This is a genomic window from Mycobacterium asiaticum, assembly GCF_001673635.1.
GTDB classification, from domain to species: Bacteria; Actinomycetota; Actinomycetes; order Mycobacteriales; family Mycobacteriaceae; genus Mycobacterium; species Mycobacterium asiaticum_C.
Window position 1 is genome coordinate 123,453 of sequence record NZ_LZMH01000083.1, and the last position, 15,959, is coordinate 139,411.

Consider the following 15,959-nt stretch of genomic DNA (forward strand, 5'->3'; position numbering starts at 1 on the left):
TGACAGGTTCGATCACCGACCAGGCACCGCAGCTGGTGATTTTCGATCTCGACGGCACCCTGACCGATTCGGCCGTCGGCATCGTGGCCAGTTTCCGGCATGCGCTCACCCACATCGGTGCGGCCATCCCGGACGGGGATCTGGCCGCTCGGATCGTCGGCCCGCCGATGGATGAGACGTTCCGGGAGATGGAGCTCGACGGGCGCGCCGATGAGGCGTTCGCGGCTTTCCGCGCCGAGTACGGCAGCCGTGGCTGGGCGATGAACAGCCTGTTCGACGGCATTGAACCGCTGCTGGCCGACCTGGAGGCCAACGGCGTCCGGCTGGCCGTGGCGACCTCGAAGCTGGAGCCAACGGCGCACCGCATCCTGGCGCATTTCGGGCTGGACCACCATTTCGAGGTGATCGCCGGCGCCAGCCCGGACGGATCGCGCAAGTCCAAGGCCGAGGTGTTGGCGCACGCGCTGGAACAGCTGCGACCGTTGCCCGAGCGCGTTCTGATGGTCGGTGACCGCAGCCATGACGTGCACGGCGCGGCGGCGCACGGCATCGACACCGTGGTGGTCGGCTGGGGTTACGGGCGCACCGACTTCGCGGACCCGGACGCGCCCGCGGGTCCCACGCTGGTCACGCACGCCGCGACCATCGAGGAGCTTCGGAAGGTGCTGGGTGTCTGAGTCGAAGCTGCACGTGACGTTCGTCTGCACCGGCAACATCTGCCGTTCGCCGATGGCCGAGAAGATGTTCGCCCATCAAATCCAGCAGCGCGGCCTGGCCGACGTGGTGCGGGTAACCAGCGCCGGCACCGGCAACTGGCACGTCGGCGAGGGGGCCGACCTGCGGGCCAAGCGGGTACTGCGCGACCACGGCTACCCCACCGACCACCGTGCCGCTCAGGTCGAGGACGACCATCTGGCGGCTGATCTGGTGATCGCGCTGGGCCGCAATCACGCGCAGTTGCTGCGCCAGCTCGGGGTGGATGACGACCGGCTGCGGATGTTGCGGTCGTTCGACCCGCGGTCGGGCGCGTATGCCCTGGACGTCGAGGATCCGTACTACGGCGACCAGAACGATTTCAAAGAGGTCTTCGACGTCATCGAAGCCGCTCTGCCCGGCCTGCACGCGTGGGTGGACGAGCGACTCGCCCAGAACGGATCGGGTTGATGCCCCCGCGGAATCGCGGTCTGAAGTTCCTGCTGCGGCCGAGCTGGCTGGCGCTGGCGCTGGTGTGCATCGCGTTCACCTACCTGTGCTTTACCGTGCTGGCGCCGTGGCAGCTGGGCAAGAACACCAAGACGTCCCGGGAGAACCAGCAGCTTGCCGATTCGCTCAACGCCGCCCCAGTGCCGTTGAACACCCTTATCCCGCAACAGGATTCACCTGTCAAGGGGCAGCAGTGGCGCAAGGTGACCGCCACCGGTCACTACCTGCCCGGCATCCGCGTGCTGGCCCGGCTGCGGGTGGTCGAGGGCGACCAGGCGTTCGAGCTGCTGGCCCCGTTCGCCGTCGACGGCGGTCCTACCGTGCTGGTGGACCGCGGGTACGTCCGGCCCGAGCAGGGTTCGCACATTCCGCCGATCCCGCCGCCGCCGGAGCACACGGTGACGATCACCGCGCGCCTGCGCGATTCCGAGCCGACCGTGCAGGGCAAGGACCCGTTCACCAGAGATGGCTACCAGCAGGTCTTTTCGATCAGCACCGAACAGGTGTCGGCGCTGACCGGGGTGCCGCTGGCCGGTTCGTACCTGCAGTTGGTCGACGACCAGCCCGGCGGGCTCGGCGTGATCGGGGTGCCGCGCCTGGACGCCGGGCCGTTCCTCTCCTACGGCATTCAATGGATTCTGTTCGGCGTTCTCGCCCCGGTCGCATTGGGGTACTTCGTCTACTCCGAGGTGCGGGCCCGTCGCCGGGAGAAGGAACTATCCGTGGCCGGGAGTGCGGAGGAGTCGGCGCCTGTTCAGCCGATGACCGTGGAGGAGAAGCTCGCCGATCGCTACGGGCGCCGCCGGTAGGTGTTGCTCGCTCGAGCCGCACCCAGTACCACCGCCACCGCACCCGCTTGCACCACCCGCGACAGCCGCACCGCCCGTCGCAGGTCGTGCACCGTCGGCGGCTCGCCGTCACCAAGAACCGGCCGGATCTCGAGCTCGTGGCGGTACTGGGTCGGCCCGCCGAGCCGCACCCCGAGCGCCCCGGCGAACGCCGCCTCCACCACGCCGGCGTTGGGGCTGGGATGGCGGGCCGGGTCGCGCCGCCACGCCCGCACCGCCCCCGTCGGAGATCCGCCGACCAACGGCGCGCAGGCTACTACCAGCGCGCCGGTCACCCGCGCGCCCACGTAGTTCACGACGTCGTCCAATCGTGCTGCCGCCCAACCGAATTTGCGATAGCGCGGGGACCGGTAGCCAACCATGGAATCCAGCGTGTTGACCGCGCGGTAGCACAGCACTCCGGGGGCGCCGCCGGTCGCGGCCCACAGCAGCGGCGCCACCTGGGCGTCGGAGGTGTTCTCCGCCACCGACTCGAGCGCCGCGCGCGTCAGACCGGCGGCCTCGAGCATCGTCGGGTCGCGCCCGCACAGCGACGGGAGCAGTGTCCGGGCGCCCTCAACGTCCCCGGCCGCCAGCAATGCCGCCATGTCGGCTCCGGTGCGCGCCAGCGATGTGCCCCCCAGCGCGGTCCAGGTGGCTACCGCGACGGCCACGGCGCCGCGCACCGGTCCGCCCCGCTGCAGGGCCGCGCCCAATAGACCGGCGCCGGCCACCAACGCCGTCACGTGCGCCGCACCGGCAATCCGGGCATCGCGGTAGGTGACCCGCTCCAATTGGGCTGCCGCCGCACCGAACAACGCGACGGGGTGCCCTCGTTGGGGATCACCGAGCGCCAGGTCCGCGAGGTAGCCCGCCAGCACGCCGACCACGCGGCCTTGCCGTGTCGACGCAAGCACCAAGGCAGCGTCTCACAACCCCGGCATCCGTGATCTACTCGACCGCATGGGGTACTCGCAATGAAGCGACCCGCAACCAGGGTGGCCGACCTGTTGAACCCGGCGGCGCTGTTGCTGCCGGCGGCGAACGTCATCATGCAGTTGTCGCTGCCCGGCGTCGGCTACGGAGTGCTGGAGAGCCCCGTGGACAGCGGCAATGTCTACAAGCACCCGTTCAAACGGGCCCGCACCACCGGCACCTACCTGGCCGTCGCGACGATCGGGACCGAAGCCGACCGCAAATTGATACGCAGCGCCGTCGACACCGCGCACCGGCAGGTCCGCTCGCGGCCGTCGAGCCCAGTGCCCTACAACGCGTTCAACCCGAGGTTGCAACTGTGGGTGGCGGCCTGCCTCTACCGCTACTTCGTGGAACAACACGAGTTCTTGCACGGCCCACTCGACGACTCCAGCGCCGACGCGGTCTACCAGGATGCCAGACGACTGGGCACCACCCTGCAGGTGCCTGACAGGATGTGGCCCGCCGACCGGGTCGCCTTCGACGAGTACTGGAAGCGGTCCCTGGACGAGTTGCGGATCGACCCGCCGGTGCGCGAGCATCTGCGCGGGGTGGCCGCCATGGCGTTTCTGCCGCTTCCGCTGCGGGTACTGGGCGGACGCCTCAACCTGTTCGCCACGACGGGGTTCCTGGCGCCGGAGTTCCGCGCGATGATGCGGCTGGATTGGTCGGAGTCCCAGCAGCGCCGGTTCGAATGGCTGCTGTCGGCGCTGCGGCTCGCCGACCGGCTGATACCCCACCGGGTGTGGCTGCTCATCTATCAGATTTACTTGTGGGACATGCGCTTTCGTGCGCGTCGCGGCCTGCGGGTCGTCTAGCGAGGAGGGTCGGCAATGCCATTTCCGCCGCTCAACCACGTCGCCGTCACGGTGCGAGACCTCGAGGTCAGCGGCCCGTGGTACCGCCGTCTGTTCGGTGAACCGGTGGTCGACGAACACACCGACGCCGGCTACCGGCATCTGGTTTTCCTGCTGGCCGGCAACACGTTGTTCGGCATCGTGCAGCACGACCGCGCCGCGCCCGACGAGAAGTTCAGCGAGTTCCGCGTCGGTCTGGACCATGTCGGCTTCGGGTGCAGTTCGCGCAGGGAACTGGAGACGTGGGTCGGGGTGCTCGATGACCTGGGCGTGGAGCACGGCGGCATAGTCGATGCGCCCTACGGCGCAGGGTTGAGCTTCCGCGACCCTGACGGCATCGCGCTGGAGTTCTTCGCCCCGCCCAGCTGACCGCTCGGCCCGGCGCTCTTCGCGCCGCCCCACATGCCGGCGAGTGTGCGATCCACGACGCTCCAGCGGCGTGCCGTGTCGCCAGATGCACACTCGGCGACGGGGCCGAACGGGACCGGCGCCGGGCCGACGGGGCAGACCCGTCAGCGCACCGTCGCGAAGAACTTGCGGACGTCCTCGACGAACAACTCCGGCTGCTCGAATGCGGCGAAGTGCCCGCCGCGCGGCATCGTGGTCCAGTGCGTGATGTTGAAGTTCGGCTCACACCACCGTCGCGGCGCGCGCAGCACTTCCTTCGGGAAAGCGGCCACCCCGGTTGGCAATTCGACCCGGCTGCTGTCGCCCCACACCGTGAAGCTCTCCCAGTACAAGCGGGCTGAGGACGCCGCGGTCGCGGTCACCCAGTACAGCATCACGTTGTCCAGCAACTCATCTCGCGTCAGCACATTCTCAGGGTGCCCATCGCAGTCCATCCACGCCCAGAACTTCTCCACTATCCAAGCAAGCTGCCCTACCGGCGAATCGACCAGGCCGTACCCCACGGTTTGCGGGCGCGTCGACTGCTGCTTGGAGTAGCCGGTACCCGTCTTGCGGTGCTCGGCGAGCGCGGCCAGCGCGGCCTGCTCCTCCGGGGTGGGGTTGGCCAGCGTCTCTTTGGTGGGCATGCCCAGCGGCATGTTGAGGTGAATCCCCGCGCAGTGGCCGCCATTACGGCCGATCTGAGTGGTGACGGCCGCGCCCCAGTCGCCGCCCTGAGCGCCGTAACGCTGATAACCCAGGCGCAGCATCAGCTCCTCCCAGACAAGCGCGATCCTCTCCACTCCCCAGCCGGTGCGGCCCGGCTTCCCGGAGAAGCCGTAGCCGGGCAACGAGGGGCAGATGACGTGGAATGCGTCCTCGGCGCGGCCGCCGTGGGCGGTGGGGTCGGTCAGCGGCTCAATCACCTTGTGGAACTCGACAATCGAGCCCGGCCAGCCGTGGGTGATCAACAGCGGGAACGCGTCCTCGTGTGGCGACCGCTGGTGGATGAAGTGGATGTCTAACCCGTCGAATTGGTCGACGAAGTGGTCGAATCGGTTCAGCACCGCTTCCCGCGCCCGCCAGTCGTAGTGATTGGCCCAGTAGGCAGCCAGGTCCTGGGTGTAGCGCAGCGGAATCCCTTGGCTCCCGTCGTCCACGCACTCGGCCTCCGGCCATCGGGTGCGCGCCAGTCGCGATTGCAGGTCCTCGAGAACATCGTCGGGCACATCGATGCGGAACGGCTTCACCCGCTTATAGTGCCGCTCCCCTACGCGGGAGCGACAGGCGCCCTATTTCTGCGTCGCGTCTTTGATCAGCGTGCTGATCTGCTCGAGCAGTTCGCGCATGTCCGCGCGCATCGCGTCCACCGCGGCGTACAGGTCCGCCTTCGTCGCCGGCTGCTGGTCAGAGGCGACCGGACGCACTGGCGGTCCGGAAGTCTGCCGCGCCGTGCCCTCGCCCTGCGAACCAGGTAGCTCACCCACGCCCTCGACCTTGCCACACCGGGTCAGACACGTCCAAGAGCCGGCGCTTACGCATACCCGACCCGCAACTATCAGCGTTTTCGCCGATGCTTCGCGTCTACACCGGGCCGCATCCTGGCTAGCATGAGCGAAACGAGCTGGAGCGTCCCTGAGATGAGCGAGCTACCGACCGGATTACCAACCGGAACCGTGACCTTGCTGCTGGCCGACGTCGAGGGGTCGACACGGCTTTGGGAAACCCAGCCCGAGGCGATGCAAGACGCGGTCGCGCGACTCGATGCAGCGCTCGCCACGACGGTCGCGGCACATCACGGCGTGCGGCCGGTCGAACAGGGCGAGGGCGACAGTTTCGTGATCGCGTTCACCCGCGCCGCCGACGCGGTGTCTTGTGCGCTGGATTTGCAGCGGGCTCCGCTGGCGCCGATCAAACTGCGCATTGGCGTGCACACCGGCGACATCTATCTGCGCGATGAAGGCAATTACATCGGCCCGACGATCAACCGCACCGCCCGCCTGCGCGATCTCGCCCACGGTGGTCAGACCGTACTCTCCGGCGCCACCGAACCGCTTGTCGTCGACCAACTTCCGGCCGATGTCACACTGACCGACCTCGGCACACATCCACTACGGGATCTGCCCCGCCCGGAACGGGTTGTGCAACTGTGCCATCCCGACCTGCACAACGACTTCCCGCCCCTTCGGACCGCCAATGCCGTTGCCGTCGAACGCCTTCCGACTCAACTCACCAGCTTCATCGGTCGTCAGGCCGAAATGCGTGGCATCCGGGACGCGCTGGCGCAGAACCGCCTGGTAACGCTGACCGGCACTGGCGGTGCCGGCAAGACACGGCTGGCGATCGAGGTGGCTGCATCGATGGCCACCGAGTTCACCGACGGAATCTGGTATGTCGACCTGGCGCCGGTCACCGATCCCGACGCCGTGCCGCTAACGGTCGCCCGGGCGCTGGGCATGCCCGACCCAGCGAGTCAGGTGACCACTGAAATACTCCGGCGGTTCATCCGCGATCGTCAGATGCTCGTCCTGGTGGACAACTGCGAGCATCTGCTCGACGCCAGCGCCGACTTGCTCGGCGGCCTGTTGGCCGGATGCCCCACGTTGACGTTGCTGACGACCAGCCGCGAGTCGATAGGAGTGGCCGGCGAGGTGAGCTGGCGGGTGCCGTCGCTGTCCCTGGCCGACGAGGCTGTCGAGCTCTTCACCGATCGTGCGCGTCGCATCCGCCCGGAGTTTCGCATCGATGAGGACAATGCCGAAACGGTGATCGCCATCTGCCGCCGGCTCGACGGACTACCGCTGGCCATCGAACTCGCCGCGGCCCGCATCCGGGCGTTGTCACCGGCTGAAATCCTGCGCAGTCTGCACGACACCTTCCGGCTGCTCACCGGCGGCGCGCGAACCGCGGTGCGCCGCCAGCAGACGCTGCGCGCGTCGGTGGACTGGTCGCACGAATTGTTGAGCGAGGCCGAGCGGGTGTTGTTGCGCCGGCTGGCGGTGTTTCTCGGCGGCTTCGATCTCGATGCGGCTCAAGCCGTCAGCGGCGGCGAACGCTACCAGGTGCTCGATCAGCTGACTCTGCTCGTCGACAAATCACTCGTGGTCGCGGACGACAGTCCACACGGCACCCGCTACCGGCTGCTGGAAACGGTCCGACAATACGCACTGGAGAAGCTCGGTGAGTCCCGCGAGGGTGACGCCGTCCGCTTCTTGCATCGCGACCACTACACGAGTCTTGCGCGCCTGCTCGAGGTCCCCTCGGCCGCGGAGTACCAACGCCGTATCGACGTCACGGGCACCGAAATCGACAATCTGCGAGCGGCTTTCGCGTGGAGCCGGGAGAATGCGGACGCCGAGCAGGCGTTGTCCATGGCGTCGTCGTTGTTGCCGCTCTGGCTGAACCGGGGGCTGATGCAGGAGGGCGTGAATTGGCTTGACGCTGCCCTCACCGATGCAGACTCGCCAGTCGAGGCGTCGCCCAGCCGGGTACGGGCGATGGTAAGCAAGGTCGTGTTGGAGTCATTCCGGGGCTCGACGCTCGACCTCGACGAAGCTGAGCGCACGCTGGCGGCGGCGCGTGAGCTCGGTGAGCCTGCCTTGCTGGCGCGGGCGCTGACCGGATGTGCTTGCCGCGCCGCCGGTGACCGGGAGTTGTCCGTTGCCTACTTCACGGAGGCAGCCGACGCGGCACGGGTCGCCGGCGATTCCTGGTGGCTGGGGCAAACCGTCGCGTTGGAGGCGATATCAGCACTGCTGTTCGGCGAACCGGTGGCGGGACAACAGGCTGCGGCCGAAGCGCTACGCATCGCCGACGCGATCGACGAGAGGTTCGTGTCCCGCCAGGCCCGCTACGTTCTGGGCTGGGTCCAGGTACTGCGGGGAGATCTGAGCGGCGGGTTGCCCCTGATCCGCGCGGTAGACGACGAGGCTACCGCGGCGCGCGACGTCATGTATTCGATGCATGCCCGCTCGCTGCAGGCGCAGATTCTTGCTTACCAGGGACGGACGGAAGCTGCCGATGCGGCAGTGAAAGTGGCGTTTGATCGCGCCACCGACCTGTTCGATACCTACACCGGGGTGGTCTATGCGGCTTCGGCCGTCGTGCACCTGGCCACCGGTGACGGACCGAGGGCGATGCAAGCGTTCTCGGCGGCTCGAACACTGACCCCGATGGATCCGCTATTGGCCGGCATTTACCACTGGGCCCCGTTGGCACCTTTGGCGTGCGGCGATCTCGATGCCGCACGCCGGTGGGCCGACGAAGTGGTGTCCGCCACGGGTGGGTGGAGTCTGGCCGCGTCCTTGATAACACGCGCTTATGTGGAGATCGCCCGAGGCGAATTCGACGCCGCCGAACGCGGCGCCTGCGACGCGCTCGACCTGACGACTCGACTCGAGTGCGACCTGCCTATCCCGTTTGCTCTCGACGGCCTGGCCGTGCTGGCGACCGTTGCGGACAACCACACCCTGGCCGCGCGGTTGTTCGGCGCGGCCGAAGCGGCTCGCCAACGAATGGGGCTGGTGCGATTGAAGATCCTCGATCCCGGTATCGAGCCCCGCGTCGCCGCCACACGGGAAGCGCTGGCCGACAACGATTTCGACGCCGCGTGGGCCGAAGGCGCGGCGCTGTCGAACCAGGAAGCCGTCGCCTACGCATTGCGCCGGCGCGGTGAGCGCACGAAAAGCACCTCTGGTTGGTCCTCGCTGACCCGCGCCGAACTCGACGTCGTCAAACTGGTCAGCGAGGGCCTGGCCAATCGCGATGTCGCCACCAGACTGTTCATCTCGCCCCGCACCGTGCAGGCCCACCTGACGCACATCTACACCAAGCTCGGCCTGACCTCGCGGGTGCAACTCGCGCAGGAGGCGGCGCGGCACGGCTAGCGAAACGCGCGGTTACCGTACCGGTCGAGCGAAACGAATTCCCCCACCGGACGGCGGGTAGTCGGCCCGTACTTGCCCATGGGCCAGCCCAGCGGAACGACCGCGACTGGAGTCACGTTCCACGGTAAGCCCAGGGCGCGCTTGGCCGCGATCGAATTCCACAACGGCATGGTGATCAACGCCGCGCCCAGCCTGGCCGCGCGCGCGGCCAGTAGCAGGTTTTGCACCGCGGGATAAATGGAGCCGTAGGCGCTGCTGACCGCAATCGTGGGCCGGGGCGGGATGACGCCCTTGAGGCAGGCCACCACGACGACGGGGATGTCTTCGAAGTGGTCGGCCTGCCAGCGCACGGCCTTCTCGATGCGAAGCATCTTCTCGTCCATGCGCTTTTCCAGCGCGCGCTTGTAGATCGGACCGAACACGTTCAGCGCCGTCCGATTCAGCCGGCCCAGCTTGGCGACGACCTTGCGGTCCTTGACGACGATGAACTCCCAGTTCTGCGCGTTCGACCCGGTCGGTGCCTTCATGGCCAGTTCGAGCAGATGCAGCACCAGGGAGTCGTCGACCGGGTCGCTCTTCAGCCGGCGGATGGCGCGCTGGGTGCGCATCGCCTCCTCCAGCGGCATATTCAAAGGTTCCTGCTGGTTCATCTGTCGATTCCAGCAACTACGCAGGGTCGCGGGCAACACCGAATGTTTGCCCCAGACCATCACGGGGATTCGCTAGGGCAGCGACAGGAGGATGAGATGACGCTGGACTACGACGTCCTGGTAATTGGTTCCGGTTTCGGCGGATCGGTGTCGGCGCTGCGCCTGACCGAGAAGGGCTACCGCGTCGGGGTGGTCGAAGCCGGGCGCCGTTTCGAGGATTCGCAGTTTCCCAAGAACAGCCTGGACCTGCGCAACTTCCTATGGGCACCCAAGCTCGGCTGCACCGGCATTCAGCGCATCCATGTGCTGCCCGACGTGATCGTGCTGGCCGGCGCCGGTGTGGGCGGTGGATCGTTGAACTACGCCAATACCCTCTATGAACCCAAATCCGATGCGTTCTACCGGGATCGGCAGTGGGCGCACATCACCGACTGGCGAGACGAGCTGCAGCCTTACTACGACCAGGCCAAGCGGATGCTGGGCGTGGTCAGGAACCCGACAATGACGGCCTCAGATCACGCGCTGCGCAAGGTCGCCGACGACCTGGGCGTCGGGGACACGTTTGGCATGACACCCGTCGGGGTCTATTTCGGTCCGGACAACGTGCCCAATCCCGGTGTGGAGACCGATGATCCGTTCTTCGGCGGAGCCGGACCGCGCCGGCGTGGCTGCATCGAAGTCGGCGAATGCATGACCGGATGCCGGCACAACGCCAAGAACACCCTGATGAAGAACTACCTCTATCTGGCCGAGCGGGCTGGCGCGCGGGTGCACGATCTGACCACCGTCACCGCCGTGCGTCCCCGGGCCGAGGGCGGCTATGCCGTCGAGACCGTGCGCAGCGGAGCGTGGCGGCCCAAGCGCACGGCCGCCACCATCACCGCCGAGCAGGTGATCTTCGCGGCGGGCACCTGGGGAACCCAGCAACTGCTGCACCGGATGAAGGCCAGCGCCACCCTGGGCCAGATCTCAGACCAGCTGGGGGTCCTGACCCGGACGAACTCCGAAGCGCTGTGCGGCGCTAGCGTCCGGCTGCGGCAGGGCAAAGACGCCGCGTTCCATCAGGGTGTCGCGATCACGTCCTCGATTCACCCGGACGACAAGACGCACATCGAACCGGTCCGCTACGGCAAGGGCGCGCAATCGATGGGGATGCTGACCACCGTCATGACCGACGGTGGCGGTCGCGCACCGCGCTGGTTGCGCTGGCTGGGCCAGGTGATGCGCCACCCCGGGCAGGCCGCCTCCGTGTACGCCGGCCTGCGCAGCTGGTCGCAGCGCACGGTCATCGCGCTGGTCATGCAGACCGAGGACAACTCGCTGACGCTGTTCCCTAAGCGCAGGCGATTCGGCGGCGTCAAGCTGTCCTCCCGGCAGGGCCACGGCGTGCCCAACCCCACCTGGATCCCGAAGGCCAACGAGGCGGTCCGACGGCTCGCCGAGGACATCGGCGGCATGCCTTACAGCAGCGTCGGTGAGATCTTCGACATCCCGATGACGGCGCACTTCCTCGGCGGCTGCACCATCGGCGACTCACCCGAGACGGGTGTCATTGACGCCTATCACCGGATGTACGGCCACCCGGGGCTGCACGTCGTCGACGGGTCGGCGATCTCGGCCAACATCGGGGTGAACCCGTCGCTGACCATCACCGCGCAGGCCGAGCGGGCGATGTCGTTCTGGCCCAACAAGCACCAAGCCGACACCCGGCCGCCGATCGGCGCGCCCTATCAACGCATCCCGCACATCGCGCCGCAGCACCCGGTGGTGCCGGCCGACGCCCCGGCCGCGCTGACGCTGCCGCTCGTGGAAAGACCGTCCAGCTCTACGGGGTAACGAAGGCGGGTGTGACCGCGCGAAGACGGGGACGCGATGATGAGACCGTGCATCCCAGGTTGGCCACGCGCGTGGAACAGTCTCGGCGTTTCCCGCTTCTGCTCTGGCAATTCGACGGGCCACGGCTGTGTATCTCCTCGGGCCCATTCGGCGGTGGCATCGGTGCTCGGGAGTGGATAGTCAACGCCACGGTTGCGCTGGATTACGCGCGGACCGACCCGGACTGTCACCTGGCCGAGATCGGCCACGGGCTCGGTCTCGGCGGCACTGGCTGCGGGTTGCTCACCGCCGTCGACGTCACCCGCCACCACGTCGCCGCGGACACCGGAGTGTGTGCGGCCGCAACGGTCGGACTGTCCAGCCCGACTTGGGCGGCGGCGCTCGATCACGACTTCCGCCGTGAGTTGCCGTCCGGTGCGCGGACGGCGGCGTTCGCCGGCTATCAGACCGTTGAGTACCGGCCGCTCACCGACGGCGACCCGTACCGGGTGGGGACGATCAACCTGGTGGTCGCGGTGCCGGTGCCGTTGTCGCCGGCGGCGATGGTCAATGCCGTGGCCACGGCGACCGAGGCGAAGGTGCAAGCGCTATACGAAGTCGGGGTGCGGGCCACCGGAACCGCCTCGGACGCGATCGTCGTGCACTGCCCGACGGACGGGCCCGTGGAGGTATTCGGCGGCCCGCGTTCGACGTTCGGAGCGCGGATTGCCCGCGCGACGCACGCAGCGGTGCTCGCCGGCGCCCGGTCCTGGATTACCGAACCTCCCGGATAAGTTCGGCGATCGGCAAATACGGCGCTCCGAAGCCCCTTCGGGCAACTATTGTTAGCTGATGCGGACCCCGGCGCCGATGGTCACGTCCTTGCTGATCGCCGCCTGCGCCACCTGTCCGTCGGCGGCCGCGGACGCAACCTACGGGCCCGGCACGTACGCGGTGCCCGAGCAACTTCCGCACGGCATCTACACCGCACGTACCGACGTGCGTGATCCCGGTGCGCCGGAATGCACGTTCAGCACCTGGACCAGCGATTGGAAACCGATCACCGGCGACAGCGTGGGTCCCTCGCAATCGATCACAGCGGATATCACGCCTACGGTTGGGCACTTCATCACCCACGGCTGCACGCCGTGGGTCAAAGTCCAGTGAGTCGCGTCGCCGCCTAAGTAGCGACTCAGATGGTGTCCGATCCCGGCACCCGCGCCGCCGTCGAGCCAACGTGGTTCATCCGCCGGATGATCGCGTACTTGTGGACCTCCGTGGGTCCGTCGTAGAGCCGGAATCCGCGGATGTCCCGGAAGATCATCTCGATCGGTGTTTCGTCGGTGACGCCGATGCCACCCATGACCTGTATGCAACGGTCGACAACCTTGAAGAGCTCTTCGGACACGAAGGCCTTGCTTATCGAACTCTCGTGCCGCCCCTTGTGCCCCTGGTCCAGAACCCAGGCCGTGTACCAGATCGCCAAACGGCACTGGGTGAGCGCGATCTCGTTGTCCGCCAACATGAATCCGACGCCCTGATGGTCGACGATCGGGCTGCCGAACGCCGTGCGCGTCTTCGCATGCTCTAAGGCGATGTGCTGAGCTCGTGAGGCGGCGCCCAACCAGCGCATCGCATGCGTGAGGCGTGCCGGGGCCAAACGCATCTGCGCGTACCGCATGGCTTCGCCGACTTCACCGAGCACGTTCGTCGCGGGCACCCGCAGGTTGTCGAATACGACCACGCCGTGCCCTTCGACGTAGTTGCGGTCCATGGAGTTCATCACTCGTTCGATGACGATGCCTCCGGAGCCCGGGTCGTCACCCTTGGCGAGGAACAACGTTGGTCCGCTGCGGTTTCCGTCGTCGACCACGTTGGCCATGACGATCCAGGTGCCCGCGCCGTTGGCTCCCGTAATGAGCCACTTGCGGCCGTTGATGACGTAGGAGTCGCCGTCCCGTCGCGCCTCGGTGAGCAGTTGTGAGGGATCCGAACCCGCCCCGCCGGGCTCGGTCATGGCGAAAACGGAGCGAAACTGCCCGTCGAGGACGGGTTTCAGGAAAACTTCGGCCTGCTCGTCGCTCGTCAACTTGTCGAGCAGGAACATGTTCCCTTCGTCCGGTGCAGCGCAGTTCATCGCGACCGGGCCGAGGGTGGACCATCCGGCCGCCTCGTAGATCACCGACTGCTCGACGTGCGAGATGCCCTTGCCGCCGAACCGCGGGGACGCCTGCGGAGTGAGCAGCCCCTGCCTGCGGGCCAACTCGACGAGCTCCTGCCGTAACTCGTCGTTGGGACCGTGCTGGGTGAGCCGCGGATCGCGCTCGTAGGGAACGATTTCGTCAATGACGAACTGGCGAACACGTTCCCCGAGTGCCGTCAGTTCCTGGGGTATCGAGAAGTCGATCACGGAGCCGTCCTGTTCGTGTAAGGGATCAAATGTGTTCTTTTGAAAGAGAATCCGCGGTCACCGCCAAAACAGACGTCGCAATGCGGTTGAACGCGGCGTATTTCGGGCCAACGAGAGCCCCGCGCTGATGCAACACAAACATCTGCTGCCAGGCGATCGAGAGCCGCAATCGGCCCAACGCCAGGTAAAACCCCACCGGTACCGCCTCGCGTCCTGCCGCGGCGAAGTACTGTGCAGCGAGCGCCTTTCGGTCTGGGAAGCCTGGCTGCAGTGAGGGAGCCAGTCCGAGTTCGCGGATGACTTCCGCGTCGTCGGGTTGCGCCCAGTAGGACAGCGTGACGCCGAGATCGAAGAGCGGATCGCCGAGTGTCGACATGTCCCAGTCGATCACAGCGGCAGCCGCGCCCGTTGCATCGAAGATCACATTGTCGAACTTGAAATCATTGTGCAGCACAGTTGGTTTCACACATGGCTTGGGTGCGGCGGCCTCCAGCCAGGACACGATGTGCTCGACCGTCGTCGGCGGCGATCCGTCGAACGCATTGTGCGCCCGCCGGTTCCAACCGCCGATCTGTCGTGTGATGAATCCGTCCGGCCGTCCGAGTTCCCTTAGCTCAGGAAGTGCGTCCAGCTCGATCGAGTGCAGGTCTGCAAGTGCGGTCACGAATTCGTCGGCAAGCCGGGCGGCGGGGACATGCGCGAGTTGCTCGGGAACCGTGTCGGACACGACGGTGCCCCGCCGGTATTCGATCAGCTGGAATGGGCAGCCGAGTACCGAAGTGTCCTCGCAATAAGCGACCGCCCGCGGAGCGCGACCGTAATGCCCGTGCAGTCGACTCAACACGCGAAATTCCCGCGCCATGTCACTGGCCCCCTCGGCCAGCGGTCCGCTCGGCGGGCGGCGAAGGACCAGGGGTTGGCCGTCAACCCAGATCAGGTAGTTCAGGTTGGCCAGGCCGTTCGCGAATTGGCGGGGCTCGGTCGCGTCGAGCGTCATTCCGCGTCCATGTAGCCAAGCGTCGAGTGCGTCCCAGTTCTGCGGTACGGAGTCGGCGCGGAAGCTGTGTTCCGCCACGGCGGCTTCAGAGTCACCACGATCGCGGCGTGTCGTCATCAAGGCTCCTCCGGCCGACGTCAATGTCGTGCGTATCCCTTGAGGCTTCTGGTGCCAGATCGCCCGCGAATGTCGGGATATCGTCGATTAGCCCCATCACGGTACTCACGTTCCAGATCCCGGCATCGAGGTGTCACCCTCGTACACCACACTGTCGAGGCCATGGCGGCACACCCGATCGGACAATAAACTTCGGCCCCGAAGGCGAGGTTGGCAATGAGGCGGCGGTTCAGATTGGTGGTTGCAATCCTGGGCGCCCTACTTGCCACCAGCTGCCAGACACCTTCGAGACCCGGGCGCGCCGACGAGAACACGCCCGCCACAACACCGCTCGAGATTCGTCACGACCTGGATCCGTTGACGTCCAGATTCCCGCTGATCGGCCATCCGTTGTCGGCGTCGTGGGTGACATGGAACAACGCATCGGGCCGATCCCCTGGGCCGACCACTTACTGGATTGACGCAGTGATAACCCTCGAACCGAGCACAACAACGGCTTTGGTCTCCCAGTATCAGGCCACCGATCATGGGTTACGCCCCGCCGTCCAGGCCATTCTCCAGTCCGATGTTCCGGCCGGGCCGTTCCTGACGGGAACCGCCCTTGACGATGCGTTTGGCGCCGCCGTCTACCTGGATCAACACGACAACCAGCTAGTCATCAAATGGGTCCGTAACTAACTTTCGCCGCGAGTAGCCGAGATGACTCGCGGCCGCCGCGACATACGCAATGAGTGGGCGCGGACGGTATCGAACCGCCGACCGCTGGTGTGTAAAACCAGAGCTCTACCACTGAGCTACGCGCCCTTATGCCCCGGCGCAGGCTACACGCCGAAGG

The 15,959-nt window shown here is 66.9% G+C and carries 15 protein-coding genes and 1 tRNA gene; 9 read left to right on the forward strand and 7 right to left on the reverse strand.

Features of this window, described 5'->3' with window-relative positions:
- Window positions 1-35 precede the first annotated feature (35 nt).
- Genes A5645_RS25420 through A5645_RS25430 form a run of 3 tightly spaced genes read left to right on the forward strand, consistent with a single transcriptional unit; the run spans window position 36 to window position 2,012 of the window.
- Window positions 36-677 (forward strand): HAD-IA family hydrolase, encoded by a 642-nt coding sequence (locus A5645_RS25420; RefSeq protein WP_065038009.1) that lies wholly within the window; start codon window positions 36-38, stop codon window positions 675-677.
- Window positions 670-1,164, forward strand: coding sequence for a low molecular weight protein-tyrosine-phosphatase (locus tag A5645_RS25425; RefSeq protein ID WP_065037976.1), 495 nt, complete (start codon window positions 670-672; stop codon window positions 1,162-1,164). Before A5645_RS25420 ends, A5645_RS25425 begins: the two co-directional genes overlap by 8 nt.
- On the forward strand, window positions 1,164-2,012 hold the full coding sequence (locus A5645_RS25430; RefSeq protein WP_065131471.1) for an SURF1 family cytochrome oxidase biogenesis protein: 849 nt from the start codon (window positions 1,164-1,166) through the stop codon (window positions 2,010-2,012). The genes A5645_RS25425 and A5645_RS25430 overlap by 1 nt, the downstream gene beginning before the upstream one ends.
- Here the strand turns inward: A5645_RS25430 and A5645_RS25435 are convergent.
- Window positions 1,994-2,947 carry a cobalamin biosynthesis protein gene (locus tag A5645_RS25435; protein ID WP_065131521.1) on the reverse strand — a complete coding sequence of 318 codons (954 nt, stop codon included), beginning with the start codon at window positions 2,945-2,947 and terminating at the stop codon, window positions 1,994-1,996. The genes A5645_RS25430 and A5645_RS25435 overlap by 19 nt on opposite strands.
- A gap of 60 nt (window positions 2,948-3,007) precedes the next feature.
- Here A5645_RS25435 and A5645_RS25440 point away from each other — a divergent pair, with 60 nt between their 5' ends.
- Window positions 3,008-3,823 carry an oxygenase MpaB family protein gene (locus A5645_RS25440; protein WP_065131472.1) on the forward strand — a complete coding sequence of 272 codons (816 nt, stop codon included), beginning with the start codon at window positions 3,008-3,010 and terminating at the stop codon, window positions 3,821-3,823.
- 15 nt (window positions 3,824-3,838) lie between these two features.
- Window positions 3,839-4,231, forward strand: a complete 393-nt coding sequence (locus A5645_RS25445; RefSeq protein WP_065037980.1) for a VOC family protein — start codon at window positions 3,839-3,841, stop codon at window positions 4,229-4,231.
- Window positions 4,232-4,374: 143 nt separating this feature from the next.
- On the opposite strand, the gene A5645_RS25450 is transcribed toward A5645_RS25445, so the two are convergent.
- Together A5645_RS25450 and A5645_RS27945 are read right to left on the reverse strand one after the other, a co-directional pair.
- Entirely contained in the window at window positions 4,375-5,499 is a 1,125-nt protein-coding gene (locus A5645_RS25450) for an epoxide hydrolase family protein (RefSeq protein ID WP_065131473.1), read from the reverse strand.
- A gap of 42 nt (window positions 5,500-5,541) precedes the next feature.
- The gene (locus A5645_RS27945) at window positions 5,542-5,736 is read right to left on the reverse strand and encodes a hypothetical protein (RefSeq protein WP_155768160.1); all 195 of its coding nucleotides are present in this window, start codon (window positions 5,734-5,736) and stop codon (window positions 5,542-5,544) included.
- 123 nt (window positions 5,737-5,859) lie between these two features.
- On the opposite strand from A5645_RS27945, the gene A5645_RS25455 reads away from it, so the two are divergent.
- Complete coding sequence (locus tag A5645_RS25455; protein WP_081288558.1) at window positions 5,860-9,135, forward strand: LuxR family transcriptional regulator; 3,276 nt, start codon at window positions 5,860-5,862, stop codon at window positions 9,133-9,135.
- Here A5645_RS25455 and A5645_RS25460 read toward each other — a convergent pair.
- A complete protein-coding gene (locus A5645_RS25460) occupies window positions 9,132-9,785 on the reverse strand; it encodes a nitroreductase family protein (RefSeq protein WP_253867143.1) in 654 nt (217 codons plus the stop codon). The genes A5645_RS25455 and A5645_RS25460 overlap by 4 nt on opposite strands.
- Before the next feature lie 96 nt (window positions 9,786-9,881).
- On the opposite strand from A5645_RS25460, the gene A5645_RS25465 reads away from it, so the two are divergent.
- From A5645_RS25465 to A5645_RS25475, 3 genes are all read left to right on the forward strand, one after another.
- The gene (locus A5645_RS25465) at window positions 9,882-11,621 is read left to right on the forward strand and encodes a GMC oxidoreductase (protein WP_065131475.1); all 1,740 of its coding nucleotides are present in this window, start codon (window positions 9,882-9,884) and stop codon (window positions 11,619-11,621) included.
- Between the two features lie 71 nt (window positions 11,622-11,692).
- Window positions 11,693-12,394: an adenosylcobinamide amidohydrolase gene (locus A5645_RS25470; RefSeq protein ID WP_065037985.1), complete on the forward strand. Its 702-nt coding sequence runs from the start codon at window positions 11,693-11,695 to the stop codon at window positions 12,392-12,394.
- 58 nt (window positions 12,395-12,452) lie between these two features.
- Window positions 12,453-12,767 carry a hypothetical protein gene (locus A5645_RS25475; RefSeq protein WP_065037986.1) on the forward strand — a complete coding sequence of 105 codons (315 nt, stop codon included), beginning with the start codon at window positions 12,453-12,455 and terminating at the stop codon, window positions 12,765-12,767.
- Between the two features lie 25 nt (window positions 12,768-12,792).
- On the opposite strand, the gene A5645_RS25480 is transcribed toward A5645_RS25475, so the two are convergent.
- From A5645_RS25480 to A5645_RS25495, 3 genes are all read right to left on the reverse strand, one after another.
- A complete protein-coding gene (locus A5645_RS25480) occupies window positions 12,793-14,010 on the reverse strand; it encodes an acyl-CoA dehydrogenase family protein (RefSeq protein WP_065037987.1) in 1,218 nt (405 codons plus the stop codon).
- Between the two features lie 25 nt (window positions 14,011-14,035).
- On the reverse strand, window positions 14,036-15,124 hold the full coding sequence (locus tag A5645_RS25485; protein ID WP_065131476.1) for a phosphotransferase family protein: 1,089 nt from the start codon (window positions 15,122-15,124) through the stop codon (window positions 14,036-14,038).
- Window positions 15,125-15,856: 732 nt separating this feature from the next.
- Window positions 15,857-15,928: transfer RNA gene (locus A5645_RS25495), tRNA-Val, on the reverse strand.
- Window positions 15,929-15,959 lie beyond the last annotated feature (31 nt).

Excerpts from the sequence above, each read along its gene's own strand:
- A5645_RS25485 (WP_065131476.1), bottom strand. The coding sequence starts at position 15,124 with ATGACGACACGCCGCGATCGTGGTGACTCTGAAGCCGCCGTGGCGGAA.
- A5645_RS25460 (WP_253867143.1), bottom strand. The coding sequence starts at position 9,785 with ATGAACCAGCAGGAACCTTTGAATATGCCGCTGGAGGAGGCGATGCGC.
- A5645_RS25465 (WP_065131475.1), top strand. The coding sequence starts at position 9,882 with ATGACGCTGGACTACGACGTCCTGGTAATTGGTTCCGGTTTCGGCGGA.
- A5645_RS25475 (WP_065037986.1), top strand. The coding sequence starts at position 12,453 with ATGCGGACCCCGGCGCCGATGGTCACGTCCTTGCTGATCGCCGCCTGC.
- A5645_RS25445 (WP_065037980.1), top strand. The coding sequence starts at position 3,839 with ATGCCATTTCCGCCGCTCAACCACGTCGCCGTCACGGTGCGAGACCTC.
- A5645_RS25440 (WP_065131472.1), top strand. The coding sequence starts at position 3,008 with ATGAAGCGACCCGCAACCAGGGTGGCCGACCTGTTGAACCCGGCGGCG.
- A5645_RS25430 (WP_065131471.1), top strand. The coding sequence starts at position 1,164 with ATGCCCCCGCGGAATCGCGGTCTGAAGTTCCTGCTGCGGCCGAGCTGG.
- A5645_RS25455 (WP_081288558.1), top strand. The coding sequence starts at position 5,860 with ATGAGCGAAACGAGCTGGAGCGTCCCTGAGATGAGCGAGCTACCGACC.